9 protein-coding genes (1 of these 9 only partly in view) are annotated in these 17,052 nt (G+C 70.3%); 1 reads left to right on the top strand and 8 read right to left on the bottom strand.

Annotated elements, in window-relative coordinates; genetic code table 11:
* Window positions 1-28 precede the first annotated feature (28 nt).
* Genes GLA29479_RS14325 through aroE form a run of 3 tightly spaced genes read right to left on the bottom strand, consistent with a single transcriptional unit; the run spans window position 29 to window position 1,606 of the window.
* Window positions 29-292 (bottom strand): YkgJ family cysteine cluster protein, encoded by a 264-nt coding sequence (locus tag GLA29479_RS14325; protein ID WP_057971991.1) that lies wholly within the window; start codon window positions 290-292, stop codon window positions 29-31.
* Window positions 289-729, bottom strand: a complete 441-nt coding sequence (locus tag GLA29479_RS14320) for a DUF952 domain-containing protein (protein ID WP_082638682.1) — start codon at window positions 727-729, stop codon at window positions 289-291. Before GLA29479_RS14320 ends, GLA29479_RS14325 begins: the two co-directional genes overlap by 4 nt.
* A 7-nt stretch (window positions 730-736) precedes the next feature.
* A complete protein-coding gene (aroE, locus tag GLA29479_RS14315) occupies window positions 737-1,606 on the bottom strand; it encodes a shikimate dehydrogenase (protein WP_057916215.1) in 870 nt (289 codons plus the stop codon).
* 47 nt (window positions 1,607-1,653) lie between these two features.
* On the opposite strand from aroE, the gene GLA29479_RS14310 reads away from it, so the two are divergent.
* Window positions 1,654-2,568, top strand: a complete 915-nt coding sequence (locus tag GLA29479_RS14310; protein ID WP_057971990.1) for a TolB family protein — start codon at window positions 1,654-1,656, stop codon at window positions 2,566-2,568.
* Between the two features lie 102 nt (window positions 2,569-2,670).
* Here GLA29479_RS14310 and hemB read toward each other — a convergent pair whose 3' ends face one another.
* The 5 genes from hemB to GLA29479_RS14285 form a co-directional block, all read right to left on the bottom strand.
* Complete coding sequence (hemB, locus tag GLA29479_RS14305; protein ID WP_057971989.1) at window positions 2,671-3,663, bottom strand: porphobilinogen synthase; 993 nt, start codon at window positions 3,661-3,663, stop codon at window positions 2,671-2,673.
* A gap of 236 nt (window positions 3,664-3,899) precedes the next feature.
* A complete protein-coding gene (locus GLA29479_RS14300) occupies window positions 3,900-4,943 on the bottom strand; it encodes a sulfate/molybdate ABC transporter ATP-binding protein (RefSeq protein WP_057971988.1) in 1,044 nt (347 codons plus the stop codon).
* Between the two features lie 20 nt (window positions 4,944-4,963).
* Window positions 4,964-5,824, bottom strand: a complete 861-nt coding sequence (cysW, locus tag GLA29479_RS14295) for a sulfate ABC transporter permease subunit CysW (RefSeq protein ID WP_057971987.1) — start codon at window positions 5,822-5,824, stop codon at window positions 4,964-4,966.
* The gene (gene cysT / locus GLA29479_RS14290) at window positions 5,817-6,683 is read right to left on the bottom strand and encodes a sulfate ABC transporter permease subunit CysT (RefSeq protein WP_057971986.1); all 867 of its coding nucleotides are present in this window, start codon (window positions 6,681-6,683) and stop codon (window positions 5,817-5,819) included. The genes cysW and cysT overlap by 8 nt, the downstream gene beginning before the upstream one ends.
* Window positions 6,684-6,929: 246 nt before the next feature.
* Window positions 6,930-17,052 carry the 3' portion of a non-ribosomal peptide synthetase gene (locus GLA29479_RS14285; protein ID WP_057971985.1) on the bottom strand. It continues 8 nt past the right edge of the window, so the window shows 10,123 of its 10,131 coding nt (coding positions 9-10,131); the start codon falls outside the window, past its right edge — the gene reads right to left on this strand; its stop codon occupies window positions 6,930-6,932.

Raw genomic sequence — 17,052 nt, 5'->3', positions numbered from 1 at the left:
CGCAGCCGCGAACGCGACACCCAGCCGCTCATCCCGGCCGGGTCTGCGCTTCCAGCCAATCCAACCACTGCATCGCCTGCCCGCGGTCCTCGCCGCACATCTCGCGCGATGGCTGCAGCGATCCGCAGAACGCCGGTCGCTCCGGCTTGCCGAACAAACGGCAACGCAGTTCGTCGTCGAGCTGCACGCAGGGGATGCCGGCCGGTTTGCCGTGCGGCATGCCCGGGATCGGCGAGCTGATCGAAGGCGCGATGCAGCAGGCGCCGCAATGGCTGCGGCAGGCGAAGCTCATGGCGGCGCCGCGAACGGCTCGACCGCGCGTACCGCGTCCAAGGGAATCGGCGCGTACACGTGCGGGAAATAATCGCCGCTGCGTTCGCTCCAGTCGTAGCGCAAAGCCGCGCCGAGCGCGGCCGCGTCGATGCTCAATCGAAGCAGGGCGCCGCGCCCGCGTTGATGGCGTTCGATGACGCCGTCGAGTTGCGCCTGGGTCGCGCAATGCACGAAGCCTTCGCGGGTCCAGCCGTCCGGGGCATAGGCGCCGGATGCCTGCGCCCGCTGCCAGTCGGCGGGCGTGGCGAAATGAAAGATCGTGTCGGGGCCGGGGTGGGTGCCGGCGAAGTCCGCTCGCGCCGCCGGCTTGCGCTGGTCGGCGCCGGAAACGGTCGCGGCGCCGGAAACGGTCGCGGCGCCGTGCTCGGGCGCCGCGTCGCGATCGATCGCGCTCATCGCCGGGTCAGTCGGCGGTGACCAGGGCGTCGGCGCGTTCGCGCAGCATGGCGTAGACCGGATCGGTGTCCGGGCGCTTGCGGTGCCAACGCTCGAAGCTCTCGGCGGCCTGTTCGACCAGCATGCCGAGCCCGTCGATGCGGTCGTGCGCGCCGGCGACCTTGGCCCAGGCCAGGAACGGAATCGCCACTTCGCCGTAGCTCAGGTCGACCGCGGCGGTGCGCGGCGTCGCCAGGCTCATCGGCAGGGTCGGCATGGCGTCGTCGCGCGCGGCCGAGGTGGCGTTGACGATCAGGTCGAAGTTGCCGAGGGTGCCGACATCGGCGAGATAACGCGGGTGCACGCGGCCGGGCATGCCGAGCGCGTCGGCCAGGGCGTCGACGCGTTCGCTGGTGCGGTTGACGATATAGAGATCGCCGATGCCGGCATCGAGCAGGGCCGGCGCCACGCCGCGCGCGGCGCCGCCGGCGCCGATCAACAGGGTGCGGCGCGAACGCAGGTCCAGGCCGTGACGCTCGGTGAGGTCGCGGATCAGGCCGGTGCCGTCGGTGTTGTCGCCTTCCCAGCCGGTCGCGCTGCGGATCAGGGTGTTGACCGCGCCGGCGCGTTGCGCGCGTTCGCTGAGGTGGCTGCAGATGCTCGCCGCGCGCGTCTTCAGCGGCAGGGTGATGTTGGCGCCGAGGCCGCCTTCGGCCGCGAACGCGGCGAGGGCGACGTCGAACTGCTCCGGCGCGGCGTCGATCGCGGTGTATTCCAGGGCGATGCCGAGCTGGCGCCCGAACGCGGCGTGGATGCGCGGCGACAGCGAGTGCGCGACCGGATGACCGAAGACCGCATAGCGAAGGACAGGGCTGGACGAACTGGAATCGATCGACATGGACGCGCCTCGTTCTAGACTGGTGACCCTAGTTCGGGAGACGCACGATGCGGCACGCCAGGGTCCGGTTCGGCCTCAGTCTACTCCTCGCCTGCGGGCTCGCCAGCACGGTCCAGGCGGCCCTGTCCGAATTCGGCATAGAAGGCATGGGAGTCGTATCGACCGTGCACAGTGAGGTGCGCGCGGCCGTGTCTCCCGACGGACGGCGCATCGTCTGGGGCAGCACCGACCGCAGCGGCGGCGCCGGCGGCTGGGACCTGTGGCAGGCCAGTCTGATCGATGGCCGCTGGCAGGACGCGAAGCCGTTGCCGCTGAACGCCAAGGCCAACGATTTCGACCCCGCCTTCTCTGCCGACGGGCGCTGGCTGTACTTCTTTTCCAACCGCCCCGGCGGCCACGGCGGCGACGATCTCTATCGCGCCGCGGTGCGCGACGATGGCGGCTACGGCCCGGTCGAAAACCTCGGACGCGGCGTCAACGGCCGCGGCGACGAATGGGCGCCGACGCCGAGCCGCGACGGCCGTCATCTGCTGTTCGCCAGCGACGGCTTCGGCGGCAGCGGCCGTCACGATTTGTTCGTCGCGCAATGGAACGGCCAGGCCTTCGTCGACCCCAAGCCGGTGCCCGGGGTCAACAGCGCCGACGACGAGTTCGATGCCGCCTGGCTCGGCGACGGCAAGACCGTCGTGTTCGCGCGTTCCAAGGACGCGGAGAAGCAACCGATCCGCCTGTACGTCGCCCACTGCGACGGCGCGCGTTATGCGCAGGCCGCGCCGCTCGCGCTGTCGTTCAATACCGAAGCGGCGCACACGCTCGGCCCGGCGATCGACTGGAACAAGCCCGGCGAGCTGTTGGTCACCGGTTCGGCGAAAGCGCCGCGCGCCGGCAAGATGGACCTGTATCGGATGAAGGCGCCGGCGGCGACGGGCCGGGACGGTTGCGTCGCGAGCGCGGCGCGCTGATCGGCGTGCGCGTTCAAGCCGAGGCGACACGCTTGCGCTACGAAACGCAGCAGGCGCTATCGCGCCGATGCTGCGTTCCGCTGCCCGGTATCGCTTGAGGCCTCAGCGGGCCTCGCGCATCCACTGCGCCGCATCGAGCGCGAAGTAGGTCAGCACGCCGTCGGCGCCGGCGCGCTTGATCGAGGTCAGCGCTTCCATCACGCAGCCGCGTTCGTCGAGCCAGCCGTTCTGGATCGCCGCGCGCAGCATCGCGTACTCGCCGCTGACCTGGTAGACGAAGGTCGGTACGCCGAATTCGTCCTTCACCCGGCGCACGATGTCGAGATACGGCATGCCCGGCTTGACCATGACCATGTCGGCGCCTTCGTCGAGATCCAGCGCGACTTCGCGCAAAGCCTCGTCGCTGTTGGCCGGGTCCATCTGGTAGGTGTATTTGTTGCCCTTGCCGAGCGCGCCGGCCGAGCCGACCGCATCGCGGAACGGGCCGTAGAAGCTCGACGCGTACTTGGCGCTGTAGGCGAGGATGCGGGTGTGGATGTGGCCGTCGAGTTCGAGCGCGTTGCGGATCTGGCCGATGCGGCCGTCCATCATGTCGCTGGGCGCGACCACATCGGCGCCGGCGGCGGCGTGCGACAGCGCCTGCTTGACCAGGGCTTCGACGGTCTCGTCGTTCATCACGTAGCCGTTGTCGTCGACCAGGCCGTCCTGGCCGTGGCTGGTGTAGGGGTCGAGAGCGACGTCGGTGATCACGCCGAGCTCGGGGAAGCGCTGCTTGAGCGCGCGGATCGCGCGTTGGCACAGGCCGTCTTCGTCCCAGGCGGCGACGGCGTCGAGCGACTTGGCCTCCGGCGCGGTGACCGGGAACAAGGCCAGCGCGGGCACGCGCAGCTCGCTGGCGCGTTCGCCGACGCGCAGCAGTTCGTCGATCGACAGACGCTCGATGCCGGGCATGGAGCCGACCGGCGCGCGGCCGTCGAGTTCGTGGACGAAGACCGGATAGATCAGGTCGTCGGCGGTGAGGACGGTCTCGCGCATCAGGCGCCGCGAGAATTCGTCGCGGCGCATCCGCCGCGGGCGCGAATAGGGATAGGTCATGGGCGCTAGTTTACCCCCGCCGGTCGCGCCGGCCTGCGACCGGCGGTCGCGCCGGGATGCGGACGCTGCGTTCTGCCAAACGGAGAGACGTTCGGCGGCGCGGGTGCCGAAGCCGGGGAATCCGGCCGGATTTGCCTGTCCGGGCCGAATACACGCACTCAGCCCGTGGGGCTCGGGAGGCCGACGCTGGCGGCCGCGTGCTTCGGCGGCAACTCGCATTGCCCGCCGGCTGCGGCTCAGTCCGAATACACCCGATAGCGCAGCGGGCGCACGTGGACGGTGCTGCCGGGGGCCGGGGTGACCGCATCCGGGGTCGCGACCAGGTCGAGTTCCAGCGGGCGGTGCTGGCCTTCGACCTGCAGTTCCAGGGTGATGCGCTCGGCCAGACGATGCGCGGACAGCACCCGGGCCGGCAGGCCTTCGCCGTCGGCGACCAGGGCCATGTCGTGCGGGCGCACGTACAGGCGCGCGCGGCTGCGGCTGCGGCTGTCGACCGGCAGTCGCAGGGCGTGGCCGTTGACCGAGAGCTGGCCGCCTTCGGTCTGGCCTTCGATGACGTTGGCGCGGCCGATGAAGTCGAACACGTAGGCCGAGGCCGGCGCGCTGTAGATTTCGTCGGGGGTGCCGACCTGTTCGATGCGGCCGTCCTTGAGCACGACCACGCGATCGGCCAGTTCCAGCGCTTCTTCCTGGTCGTGGGTGACGAACAAGGTGGTCTGCCCGGTCTGGTCGTGCAGGCGCCGCAACCAGCGGCGCAGTTCGATGCGGACCTTGGCGTCGAGCGCGCCGAAGGGTTCGTCGAGCAACAGCACGGTCGGGTCGATCGCGAGCGCGCGGGCCAGGGCGACGCGCTGCTTTTGCCCGCCCGAGAGCTGTTCCGGATAGCGCGCGCCGAGTTCCGGCAACTGGATCAGGTTCAACAGCTCCTGCACGCGCTGGGCGATGGTGGCCTTGTCGGGGCGGCGCGAACGCGGCCGGCTGCGCAGGCCGAAGGCGATGTTCTCGGCCACGCTCATGTGCTTGAACAAGGCGTAGTGCTGGAACACGAAACCGACGTTGCGTTCGCGCAGGCTCAGCCTCGTTGCGTCCTGGTCGCCGAACAGCAGGCGGCCCGAGTCGGGCTGCAGCAGGCCGGCGATCACCCGCAGCAAGGTGGTCTTGCCCGAGCCGGAAGGCCCGAGCAGGGCGACCAGTTCGCCGGAGGCGACATCGAGGTCGACCGAATCGAGCGCGGCGACGGTCGCGTAGCGCTTGGCGATGGCTTGAATGTGCAGATCCATGTCGGGCGGTTACCTGTGAATCAATGTCGGCGATGCGAACGCGCGAGCGCGTCGCCGTGACGTGCCTCGAGCCAGATCTTGAACACCAGCGTGACCAGGGCCAGGCCGGCGAGCAGGGAAGCGACGGCGAACGCGGCCGCGGCTTCGCCGCCGAGTTGTTTGTACAACACCTCCACGTGCAGCGAGAGCGTGTTGGTCTTGCCCATGATGTTGCCCGACACCACCGTGACCGCGCCGAACTCGCCCATCGCGCGCGCACTGCACAGCAGCACGCCGTACAGCAGGCCCCACTTGATGTTCGGCAGGGTCACGCGGAAGAACATGGTCCAGGCACTGGCGCCGAGCGAGCGCGCGGCGAGTTCTTCGTCGCTGCCCTGCTGTTCCATCAGCGGGATCAGCTCGCGCACCACGAACGGGAAGGTCACGAACATGGTCGCCAGGACGATGCCAGGCGTGGCGAACAGGATCTTGATGTCGTATTGGTTCAACAGGTCGGCGAAGTAACCGTGAGTGGGGCTGAACAACAGCACCAGGCACAGGCCGGCGACCACCGGCGACACCGCGAACGGCAGGTCGATCAGGGCCAGCAGGGTGCGTTTGCCGCGGAACTCGAAACGGGTCAGCGCCCAGGCCATGAACACGCCGCAGATCGCGTTGACCGGCACCACCACCGCCGCGGTCAGCAGGGTCAGGCGCAGCGCCGACAAGGTGTGCGGCTCGGTCACCGCGGCGATCCAGACCTTGAGCCCGCTGCCGAACGCGGCGCCGAGCAGCATCAGCAGCGGCAGCACCAGCACCAGGGCCATGATCGCGACTGCCAGCGCGATCAGGGTCCAGCGCACCCAGGCCGGTTCCTGCAATTGGTCGCGCGCGTCAGCCATCGCGGCGGCTCCCGTGCGCGAACAAGGCCGAGGCGGCGTTGATCGCGACCAGGCAGGCGAAGGACATCAGCAGCAGCAGGGTCGCCAGCACGATCGCCGCGGTCACGCCGCCTTCCTCTTCCAGGCGGATGGTGATCAGCAACGGCGCGATCTCGGTCTTCATCGGCAGGTTGCCGGCGATGAAGATCACCGAGCCGAACTCGCCCAGGCCGCGCGCGAACGCCAGCGAGAAGCCGGTCAGCAGCGCCGGCAGCAGCTCGGGCAGGATCACCCGCCGCAAGGTGGTCAGGCGCGAGGCGCCGAGCGAGGCCGCGGCCTCTTCCTGTTCGCGGCCGAGCGCTTCGAGCACCGGCTGCACCGTGCGCACCGCGAACGGCAGCCCGATGAAGATCAGGGCGATGACGATGCCGGTGGTGTTATTGACCAGTTTGATGCCGAGCGGCTGCAGCAACTGGCCGACCCAGCCGTTCTCGTCGTAGATCGCCGCCAGGGTGATGCCGGCGACCGCGGTCGGCAGCGCGAACGGCAGGTCGACCAGGGCGTCGAGCAGGCGCCGGCCGCTGAAGCGGTAGCGTTCCAGCACCCAGGCGATCAGCGCGCCGGCCAACAGCGAGACCACCGCGGCGATGAAGGCGGTGGCGAAACTGACCTTGAGCGAGGCGATCACCCGCGGATCGCCGACCGCGCGCAGCCAGCCGTCCAGCCCGAGCCCGCCCGAGCGCAGGATCAGCGCCGCCAAGGGCAACAGCACGACCAGGCCGAGCCAAGTCAGGCCCAGCCCCAGGCCGAGCCCGAAACCGGGCAACGGCCGGCGCCAGCGAACGGCGGAGGTCGGTAGGGGCAGGGCGTGCTCGCTCATGTGGCGTGGGCGGCCGTCTGGATAGGGACAGAGGGGTGGGACGCTATCCCAGCGGCCCGCGCCTAGGGAAATGCGCGTTGGTTGTTTCGAGGTGCGAGATGGCGATATGGGCAGGATGGCGTGGCCCGGATTCGCGGCGGGTGAAGCCGCGCAGCCCTGGCGCGGCGGCGGCCGGCCCTGCGCCGCCGGTCGGATCGGGCCGGCGCGATAGGCCGGCCCGGCTGGATCGCGAGAGGGCTCTGGCGCTCAGCCCCAGTCGATGACGCCGCCGCGGCTGCGGCCCAGCAGGCCGTGGCCGCGATCGATTGCGTGGACGATGGCGGCGACCTGCGCCGGCTGCCGGCTGACGAAATAATGCCCGCCGTCGGCCAGGACGATGGCGTGGACCCGCTCCGAGCAGGCCCGCCAGCGCCGGTATTTGCTGCGATGGCCGCGGGTCAGCGGGTCGTCCTCGCTGTTGATGTTGAACAGCGGCGCTCGGATCCGTGGCGGCGGCCGGCGTTTGAGGTGGGCCGCGGCCAGGCGGGCGTCCTGGCGGAAGCCGGCGCTGAGGCGCCGCAGCGCGTCCTCGTGCAGGCCCTCGGTCGACCCGCCCCAGGCCCGGATCAGTTCGCGCAGTTGCGCATCGCTGGTCGACTTCCAGGGGTCGCGCCCGAGTAGCCATCGCGACAGCCTCGACAGCGGCAGCACCCCGCCGACGCAGACGAATTTCACGGGTCGCCCGGCCGCTTCCAGGCGACGGGCGATTTCCAGCGCCAGCACGCTGCCGACGCAGTGGCCGTACAGGCCGATCTCGCCGTCGGTCTTCGCCAGCAGGCGCTCGACGCAGAGCGCGGCCAGCGCGTCGAGGTCGCTCAGTCCGGCGCCGGCCTCGATGTCGTCGCGGCCCGGTATCGCCACCGCATACACCGAGATGCGTTCGTCCAATGCGGCCAAGTGCTCGGCGAGCGGTTGGAACATGGTCGCCGAGGCGCCGGCATAGGGCACGCACAACAGCGACAACTCGCAGCGGCTGCGGCTGGCGAGCAACTGCGGCACCGGGTCGTAGGGCGCGGCCTGTGCGACTTGCAGCGACTGCGCCAAGGCTTCGATGGTCGGCTGCGCATAGAAGGCCAACAACGATAGCGAATGGCCGTCGAAGGCCTCGGCGACGCGCGCGACCAGATTGATCGCCTTGAGCGAATGACCGCCGAGTTCGAAGAAGTGATCGTGGCGGCCGACGCGTTCGAGTTGCAGCAGGTCGCACCAGATCTGCGCGAGCCGGGTTTCGACTTCGCCGCGCGGCGCTTCGAAACGACGCGCGGCCACGGCCGACAAGTCAGGCGCCGGCAAGGCCTTGCGGTCGAGCTTGCCGTTGGCGGTCAGCGGCCACTGCGGCAGGTGCACATAGGCCGCCGGCAACAGGTGCTCGGGCAAGCGCGCCTGCAGCCGCGTGCGCAAGGTTTCGGCCGGCAGCGACGGGCCGGTGTAATAGGCGATCAGGCGTTTCTCAGCGGGACCATCTACAGCAGGACCGTCCTCGCTGGGGCCGTCGTCGCGCGCGACCACCACCGCTTGTTCGGTGCCGGCGACCTCGTTCAAGGCCGCCTCGATCTCGCCCAGCTCGATGCGGAAGCCGCGGATCTTGACCTGATCGTCGTTGCGGCCGAGGTATTCCAGGCTGCCGTCGGGCAACCAGCGCCCCAGGTCGCCGGTCTTGTACATGCGCGCGTGCGCCGCCTGCGGCCAGAACGGGTCGTCGAGAAAGCGCTCCGCGGTCAGCGCCGGCCGATGCAGATAACCGCGCGCGACACCGGCGCCGGCCACGTAGAGCTCGCCGATCGCGCCGATCGGCAGCGGTTGGCGCTGGGCGTCGAGCACGTAGACGCGCAGGTCGGCGAGGGCGCGCCCGATCGGGCTCGCGCCGCCGCGCTCGGCGTCGGCCGCGCTCAGCGCGCGATAGGTCACGTGCACCGTGGTCTCGGTGATGCCGTACATGTTGACCAACTGCGTGCCCGCGTTGTCGGCGCGCCGGTACCAGGGGGCGAGCATGTTCGTCTGCAGCGCTTCGCCGCCGAAGATCACCACGCGCAAGCGGTGCCGGCTGCGGCTCTGCGCGGCGATCAGATGGCGGAATGCGGTCGGCGTCTGGTTGAGCACGGTCACGCCTTCGCGGCACAGCAATTCGTAGAACTCTTGCGGCGAACGGCTGGTCGGCCGCGACACCAGCAGCAGTCTCCCGCCGTGCAGCAAGGCGCCCCACAGCTCCCAGACCGAGAAGTCGAAGGCGAAGGAATGGAACAGCACGCCGACGTCGTCGGCGCCGAACCGGAACTGCGCCGCGGTCGCAGCGAACAAACGCGTGACCTGGCGGTGTTCGACCATCACGCCCTTGGCTTGCCCGGTCGAGCCCGAGGTGTAGATCACGTAGGCCAGATGTTGGGGCCCGAGTGCAGGCAACTGCGGGTCGTGGGTCGGCAGGTCGGCAAAGGCCTCGGCGTTCAGTTCGAGCAGCGGTACCGAGCTCGCGCCCAGCGCCTCGTGCATCTGCGACGGCGCCAGCACCGCCACCGGCGCGCTGTCGTCGAGCAGATAGCGCAGCCGTTCGGCCGGATAGGCCGGGTCCAAGGGCACATAGCCGGCACCGGCCTTGAGGATGCCGAGCACGCCGATCACCAATTCCGGCCCGCGTTCGGCGCACAGGCCGACGCGATCGTCGGGCGCGATGCCGAGTGCGAGCAGGCGGTGGGCGACCTGGTTGGCGCGGGCATTGAGCTCGGCGTAGGTCAGCGTGAAGCCCTCAAAGCTCAACGCGACCGCGTCCGGTCTGCGTGCGGCCTGCGCCTCGAAGCGGCGATGCAGGCAGTCGTCTTGAGTGGCGTCCATCTGCGGCGTGTTGAAGCCGACCAGGACTTGCTCGCGTTGCGGCGGCGGCAAGACTTCGAGACCGAGCACCGGCGCGTGCGGCGCGTGTTCGAGCGCATCGGCCAGGGATTCGAGCGATTGGCGCAGGCAGGCGCAAACGCGCGCGGCGTCGATGCCGGCGCGGGTGCGTACGCCGAGAGCCAAGCCCGTACCCAGGTCGTCGACCGCCACGGTCAGTGGATAATGGGTGCGTTCGCCCGCGGCCGAGTCCAGGGCCTCGATGCCGGGCCAGGCGGCCTCGGCGCCCGGCGCGCTGTGGCGGTAGTTGAGCAGACTGTTGAACAGCGGCCGTGGCGCGGCGACGCCGCTGCAGGCTTGGGCCAGCACCAGGGGCGCGTGTTCGTGTTCCAGCAACGCGGCAAGGCGTTCGTGGGTGGCCTTCACCGCTTCGCGGACGCCCGCGGTCAGCGCGACGCGCAAGGGCAAGGTGTTGATGAACATGCCCAGGGCGCGCTCCGAGCGTGCCGCGCCGTGCAAACGGCCGAACAGCACCGTGCCGAACACCACGTCGTCGCGTCCGCTCAAGCGTCCCAACACCTGCGCCCAGGCCAGGTGCAACAGGCTCGCCACGCTGACCCCGAGTTGCCGCGCCTGCGCGCGCAGGCGCTGATCGAGTTCGCTGTTTACTTCCTCGTGGGCTTCGTCGTCGCCTGTGGCTGTGCCGTGTGCGGTGAGTCTGTCGTGGCCCTGGGCCGCCGATCCGTCGATGCCGAACGCGAGGGTCGGCTCGTCGACATCGCCGAGCAGGTCGCGGAAAAAAGCTTCGTGCGTGGCGTGGACTTGCGCCAGGGTCGCCTGCACCACGTAGTCGCGGTACGGCACCGGCTCGGGCAGGCTCGCCATTTCGCCGTGCAGGAAGGCCTGCATCTCGCGTTGCACCACCTCGAGTGCGGTGTGGTCCAGGGCCATGTGGTGAAACTGCAGCGCACCGACCCAGCTGCCGTCGGCGCCGTCGCGTGCGCAACTCAAGCGCAGCAACGGCGCGCGACGCACGTCGAGCCGATGCGTGCGCGGATCGACCTGGGCTTGCAACTGCGCAGCGATAGCGCCGGCCGCCGGGTCCAGGGCGATCTCCTCGATCGGCAGCTGCGCGCGTCGCCACACCACCTGCACCGGTTCGGCCAGGCCTTCCCAGGCCATTGCGGTCCTGAGGATGTCGTGGCGGTCGACGACCGCCTGCAAGGCGTCGCGGAACGCGTCGAGGCGGGCGCGGCTATCGAAGCGGAACAGCGATTGCAGCAGGTAAGGATCGCCGGCCTGGGCGGTGCGGTGGTGATACAGCAGCCCCTCCTGCAAGGGCGCGAGCGGGTAGATGTCCTGGACGTTGCCGGCGCCGCCGGGCACTTCGGCGAGCAGGCGGTCGATCGCGGCCTGACTCAGGTTCGCCAGCGGCAGCATCGACGGCACGATCGCGGTGCAATCGGCGGGGATCGCGTACGCCGGCACCTCGGGCTGCGCGCGATCTTCGCTGGCCGCGGTTTCCACCGAGGCGGCGAAAGCGGCCAGAGTCGGTTGAGCGAACAACTGGCGCACGCGCGCGATCAGCCCGGCCTGGCGCATGCGTTCGATCAAGCGCACCGCCAACAGCGAATGCCCGCCGAGCTCGAAGAAGTGATCGTGGCGACCGACCCGGGGGCGCATCAGCAACTCCCGCCACAGCGCCGCGATGATCGGTTCGACCTCGCCGCGCGGCGCCTCGTAGTGTTCGGTCGCGGCCGCATCCAGCTCGGGCAACGGCAAGGCGCGGCGGTCGAGCTTGCCGTTCGGCGTCAACGGCCAGCGTTCGAGGACGACGAAGACCGCCGGCAGCATATGCTGCGGCAGGCGCAACGCGAGCCGGCGCCGCAGCGCCGCGGTGTCGACGTTATCGGCGACCAGATAGGCGACCAGGCGCGTGTGTTCGTGCGGGCCTTCATGCGCGAGAACGGTGTTGTGCGGGAAACCGGCGTCGGCCAGCGCGGCTTCGATCTCGCCGGGTTCGATGCGGAAACCGCGCAGTTTGAGCTGGCGGTCGGCGCGGCCGAGGAATTCGAGCTGACCGTCGCGTCGCCACCGCGCCAGGTCGCCGGAGCGGTACATGCGTTCGCCGGGCGCATCGGGGTCGGCGACGAAGCGCTCGGCGCTCAGGCCGGGACGATCGAGGTATCCGCGCGCGAGCCCGGGGCCGCCGATATACAGCTCGCCGGGCACGCCGACCGGCACTGCGCGCAGGCGCGCATCCAACACCTGCAGGCGGCTGCCGCGCACCGCGCGCCCGATCGGCACGCGCTCCTGCGATGCCACGGCGTCGCCCGCCAGCGGTGCGGTCATGCTCGCGCAGACCGTGGTCTCGGTCGGGCCGTAGGCATTGATCAGGCCGCGGTCTTGCGCCCACACCTGGGCCAGCGCCGGTGCGCAGGCTTCGCCGCCGACGATCAGCCGACGGCAGTCGGGCAGGTCGTCCGGGTGCAACAGCGACAACACCGCCGGCGGCAGCAGGGCATGGGTGATGCGATGCGCGCGCATGGTTGCGGTCAGGGCCGGGCCGGGCAGCAGGCGCTCGGACTCGGCCATCACCAGTGCGCCACCGGACAGCAGCGCCATGCAGAGCTCCCAGAACGCGGCGTCGAAACTCAGCGAGGCGAACTGCAGCACGCGCGCATCCGCGCCGATGGCGAGCGGTTCGACGCCGCTTTCGATCAGGTTGGCGATGCCGGCGTGAGCGACGACCACGCCCTTGGGCCGGCCGCTGGAACCGGAGGTGTAGATGACATAGGCCGGGTGCTGCACCCGCAGCGCGCTCACACGTTCGCGATCGCTCGGGTTGTGCAGCGGGCTGTCGCCGATCGCGGCGAGGTTGGCCTCGTCGTCGAGACCGAACCAGGCCGCGTCGGCCAGTGCCGGCAAGCGGGCGCGGCCGGCGCGGTCGCCGATGCTCAGGCGTGGGCTGGCGTCGTCGAGCATGTAAGCGAGGCGATCGAGCGGATACTCCGGGTCCAGCGGCACGAAGGCGGCGCCGGCCTTGAGCACGCCGAGCACCGCGACGATGGTGTGCGGCGAGCGCCGCAACACCAGCGCGACCCGGTCTTCCGGGCCGATGCCGCGGCCGATCAGCGCGTGGGCGAGGCGATTGGCGCGGCGGTTGAGCTCGGCGTAGCTCAGCACGCTGTCGCCGAATATCAAGGCCGGCGCGGTTGGCGTGAGGGCGACCTGGCGTTCGAAAGCCGCGTTCACGGTGATCGGCGCAACAGCCTCGTCGCCGCGGCCGCTTGCGAGCAGCCGTTGGCGTTCGTCTTCGCCGAGCAGGCCGATGCCGCCGATCGGTTGGCTGGGGTCGACCGCGACCGCGCGCAGCAGGCGCTGCAGTCGTTCGACGATGTCGCGCGCGGTGGCGTCGTCGAACAGATCGGTGGCGTACTCGATGCTGCCGTCGAGTCCATCGGGGCGGCCGTCGCGGTCGCGGCATTCGCTGAAGCCGAGGCTGAGGTCGAACTTGGCGATGTCGAGGTCGAAGCTCTGGCTGCGCAGGCTCAGCCCGGGCAATACCAGTTCGGCATCGGTGCCGATGCCGTTCTGCAGGCTCAGCATCACCTGGAACAAGGGGTGATGCGACAGCGAGCGCGCCGGGTTCAAGGCCTCGACCAGATGTTCGAACGGCAGGTCCTGGTGCTCGTAGGCGGCGAGGTCGACGCGGCGCACGCGGTCGAGCAGGTCCTCGAAGCTCGGGTCGCCGGAAGTGTCGCTGCGCAGCACCAGGGTGTTGACGAACAGGCCGATCAAACCGTCGAGGGCCGGATCGACACGGCCGGCGATCGGCGTGCCGATGGCGATGTCGTCGCCGGCGCCGAGCCGGCTCAGGGTCGCGGCCAGGGCGGCGTGCAGGGCCATGAACAAGGTGGCGTTGCGGTCTTGCGCCAGCGCGAGCAGGCGCGCGTGGGTGGCGGCGTCGACGGCGAACGACAGGCGCCGGCCGCGATGGCTCGCCGCCGGCGGGTGCGGTCGGTCCTGCGGCAGGGCGATGCGCTCCGGCAGTCCGGCGAGGGCCTCGCGCCAGTAGCCGATCTGCTGCGCGATCGTGCTGTCCGGGCGTCGTTCGTCGCCGAGCCATTGCCGTTGCCAGAGGGTGTAGTCGGCGTACTGCACCGGCAGCGGTATCCATGCCGGTGGCTGGCCTCGCAACCGCGAGGCATAGGCGCAGGCGAGGTCGCGCGCCAGCGGTGCCAGCGAGGCGCCGTCGCCGGCGATGTGGTGCAGCAACAGCAGCAGGGCGTGCCGTTGCGGAGCGAGCCGGAACAACTGCGCGCGCAACGGCAGTTCCCGGCTCAGGTCGAAGGCATGGGCGACCGCGGCATTGAGCGCCGCCGGCAAGTCGGACTCGTCGAGTTCGGTCGTCGCCAGACGCAACTCGGCGCGATCGAGCACGCACTGTTGCGGCGTGTCGGTCAGCGGGACGATGCTGCGCAGGCTTTCGTGACGGGCGATCAGATCGTTGAGGGCGCGTTCGAGCGCGTCCGCATCGAGCTCGCCCTGCAGATGCAAGGCCAGCGGAATGTTGTAGGTGGCGCTGGGGCCCTGCAGCTGGTGCAGAAACCACAGGCGCTGCTGCGCGAACGACAGCGGCAGCGTCGTCGGTCGCTGTTGCCGTCGCAGCGGTGGGCGCATGCGTGCGCCGCTCGCGAGACGCTGGGCCAGGGCCGCGACCGTAGGCGCCTCGAACAGGCTGCGCAGCGCGATTTCGCTGCCGAGCTCGGTACGGACTCGGCCGAGCAGACGCGTGGCCAGCAGGGAATGCCCGCCGAGGGCGAAGAAGTCATCGTCGATGCCGACCCGCTGCACGCCGAGAACTTCGGCGAACAGCGTGCACAGAGCCTGCTCGCCCGGGTTGCGTGGGCCGCGGCCGCCGGCCGCAGTCGCATCGGGCGACGGCAGGGCGCCGCGGTCGAGCTTGCCGTTCGCGGTCAGCGGCAGGCGATCGAGCACCACGAAGGCGGCCGGCAGCATGTATTCGGGCAATTGCGCGGCGAGCGCGCGGCTCAGGCGTTCCGGTCGGTCGCGATCGAGCCGCTCGCGGTCGCCGACCAGATAGGCGACCAGTCGCTTCTGCCCCGGGCGATCTTCGCGGGCGACGACGAGGTTATGCGGGCAACCGGCGCGAGCGAGCGCAGCCTCGATTTCGCCGAGTTCGATGCGGAAGCCGCGGATCTTCACTTGTTGGTCGATGCGGCCGACGAACTCGATGCGGCCGCCGCGCCAGCGCACGCGGTCGCCGGAACGGTACATGCGCCGGCCGATCGCGAAGGGATTGGCAAGGAAGCGTTCGGCGCTGAGCGCGGGGCGACGCAGATAGCCGCGCGCCAGGCCGGCGCCGGCGATGTACAGCTCGCCGGGCACGCCGGTCGGCACCGGCTGCAGCGCCTCGTCGAGCACGTAGACCTGCATATTGTCGAGCGGCGTGCCGATCGGGACGTTGTGCGTGTGTTCGTCCAAGGCCGCGATCGCGCCGCTCACTGCGAAGGTGGTGGTCTCGGTGGGGCCATAGCAATGCACCAGCTGCAGATGCGGATGCCGCGCCTGCAGGCGCCGCACCGTATCGACCGACAGCACTTCGCCGCCGGTCCAGACCTGGGCCAGGCCGGCGAACACGTCCGGCGCGGACTCGGCGAACTCGTGGAACAGGCCGGTGGTCAGCCACAAGGTCGACAGGCGATGGCGGGCGATGAGCCGACGGAAATCGAGCGCATCGAGCGCACCGGCCGGCGCGACCACGATGCGTCCGCCGTTGAGCAGCGGCACCCATAGCTCGTAAGTCGAGGCGTCGAAGGCGTGGGTCGAATGCAGCAGCACGGTCTCGTGGCCGCTGGCGAAGCGGCGGTCGCGGGCGAACTCGACCACGTCGCGCTGGCGCACCGCCACGCCTTTCGGCACCCCGGTCGAGCCGGAGGTGTACATGACGTAGGCCAGCTGCTCGGGATGGATCGTGGCTCGGCGCGTGCGCGGTTCGTTGCGGCTGAAGTCGAACGCATCCAGGCGCAACGGATCCGCCAGTGCGATCGATCGTCCGTCCAGGCTGGCATCGGCGATCAGCAGTGCCGCATCGGTTTCGGCCAGCAGCTGATTCAGGCGCTCGTCGGGATGCTGCTCGTGCAGCGGCAGGTAATAGGCGCCGGTCTTGAGCACGGCCAGCACCGCGACGACCAAGTCGGGCGAGCGTTGCAACAGCAGGGCGACGCCGCGTTCGGCAGCGGCGCCGCGACGGCGCAGTTCGTGGGCGAGCGCTTCGGCGCGGCGGTCGAGCTCGGCGTAGCTCCACTCGATACCGTCGCCGAGCACGGCGATCGCCTGCGGGTTCGACGCGACCTGGCGCTCGAATGCGGCCGCGACCGATTCGAGTTCGATGGTGTGTGCGGTGTCGTTGCCATCGCGCAGCAGACGCTGGCGCTCGGCCTCGTCGAGCAGCTCAACCGCACCGATCGGCCGGCTGTCGTCTTCGGCGATCGCGACCAGCATGCGCTGCAGCCGCAGCGCGATCGCCTCGGCGGTGGCGGGGTCGAACAGATCGCTGGCGTATTCGAGCGCGCCGTCGAGGCCACCGGCCTGGCCGGTGTCGTCGAAGCGTTCGCAGAAGGCCAGGCTCAGATCGAACTTGGCCACGTCGAGAGCGAATTCGGCCGCGTGAGCGCGCAGGCCGGGCAGGTGCAGCTCGGCCTGTTCGGTGTTCTGCAGCACCAGCAGCACCTGGAACAGCGGGTGGTGGCTCAGGGAGCGCTCGGGTTTGAGCGTGTCGACCAGTTGCTCGAACGGCAGGTCCTGGTGCTCGAAAGCGGCCAGGTCGGTCGCACGCACCCGCGCCAGCAACTCGCTGAAGCGCGGGTTGCCGCTGGTGTCGGTGCGCAGCACCAGGGTGTTGAGGAACAGCCCGACCAGCTCGTGCAGAGCCGCGTCCTGACGGCCGGCGACCGGCGTGCCGATGGCGAGGTCGGTGCCGGCGCCGAGCCGGGTCAGGGTCGCGGCGAGCGCCGCCTGCAACACCATGAACAAGGTCGCGTGATGGCGTCGCGCGATCGCGCGCAAGCGCGCATGGGTGTCGGCGTCGAGGGCGAAGCCGCATTGGCCGCCGCGGTAACTCGCCCGCGGCGGGCGCGGCCGGTCGCTGGGCAGCTCGATCTGTTCGGGCAGGCCGGCCAGGGTGTCGCGCCAGTAAGCGACCTGCGCCGCGATCAGGCTGTCGGGGTCATTCTCGTCGCCGAGCAGCTGTTGCTGCCACAAGGTGTAGTCGGCGTACTGCACCGGCAGCGGGGCGCGGATCGGCGCGCCGCCGTCGAGGCGCGCGGCATAGGCCTCGGCCAGATCGCGCGCGAGCGGCGCCAGCGAGGCGCCGTCGCCGGCGATGTGGTGCAGCAACAGCAGCAGGGCGTGTTGTTGCGGGCCGAGCCGGACCAGGGTCGCGCGCAGCGGAATCTCGTGGCGCAGGTCGAAAGCGTAGGCG

The organism is Lysobacter antibioticus, assembly GCF_001442535.1.
In the GTDB taxonomy this organism is placed as follows: Bacteria; Pseudomonadota; Gammaproteobacteria; order Xanthomonadales; family Xanthomonadaceae; genus Lysobacter; species Lysobacter antibioticus.
The sequence above is the reverse complement of the archived record's forward strand: the minus strand, read 5'-3'. Positions and strand labels throughout refer to the sequence as shown.

Bases quoted from the DNA above. Each gene is read 5' to 3' on its own strand.
- aroE (WP_057916215.1), bottom strand. From the start codon at position 1,606: ATGTCGATCGATTCCAGTTCGTCCAGCCCTGTCCTTCGCTATGCGGTC.
- GLA29479_RS14300 (WP_057971988.1), bottom strand. From the start codon at position 4,943: ATGGATCTGCACATTCAAGCCATCGCCAAGCGCTACGCGACCGTCGCC.
- GLA29479_RS14320 (WP_082638682.1), bottom strand. From the start codon at position 729: ATGAGCGCGATCGATCGCGACGCGGCGCCCGAGCACGGCGCCGCGACC.
- cysW (WP_057971987.1), bottom strand. From the start codon at position 5,824: ATGGCTGACGCGCGCGACCAATTGCAGGAACCGGCCTGGGTGCGCTGG.
- GLA29479_RS14325 (WP_057971991.1), bottom strand. From the start codon at position 292: ATGAGCTTCGCCTGCCGCAGCCATTGCGGCGCCTGCTGCATCGCGCCT.
- cysT (WP_057971986.1), bottom strand. From the start codon at position 6,683: ATGAGCGAGCACGCCCTGCCCCTACCGACCTCCGCCGTTCGCTGGCGC.
- hemB (WP_057971989.1), bottom strand. From the start codon at position 3,663: ATGACCTATCCCTATTCGCGCCCGCGGCGGATGCGCCGCGACGAATTC.
- GLA29479_RS14310 (WP_057971990.1), top strand. From the start codon at position 1,654: ATGCGGCACGCCAGGGTCCGGTTCGGCCTCAGTCTACTCCTCGCCTGC.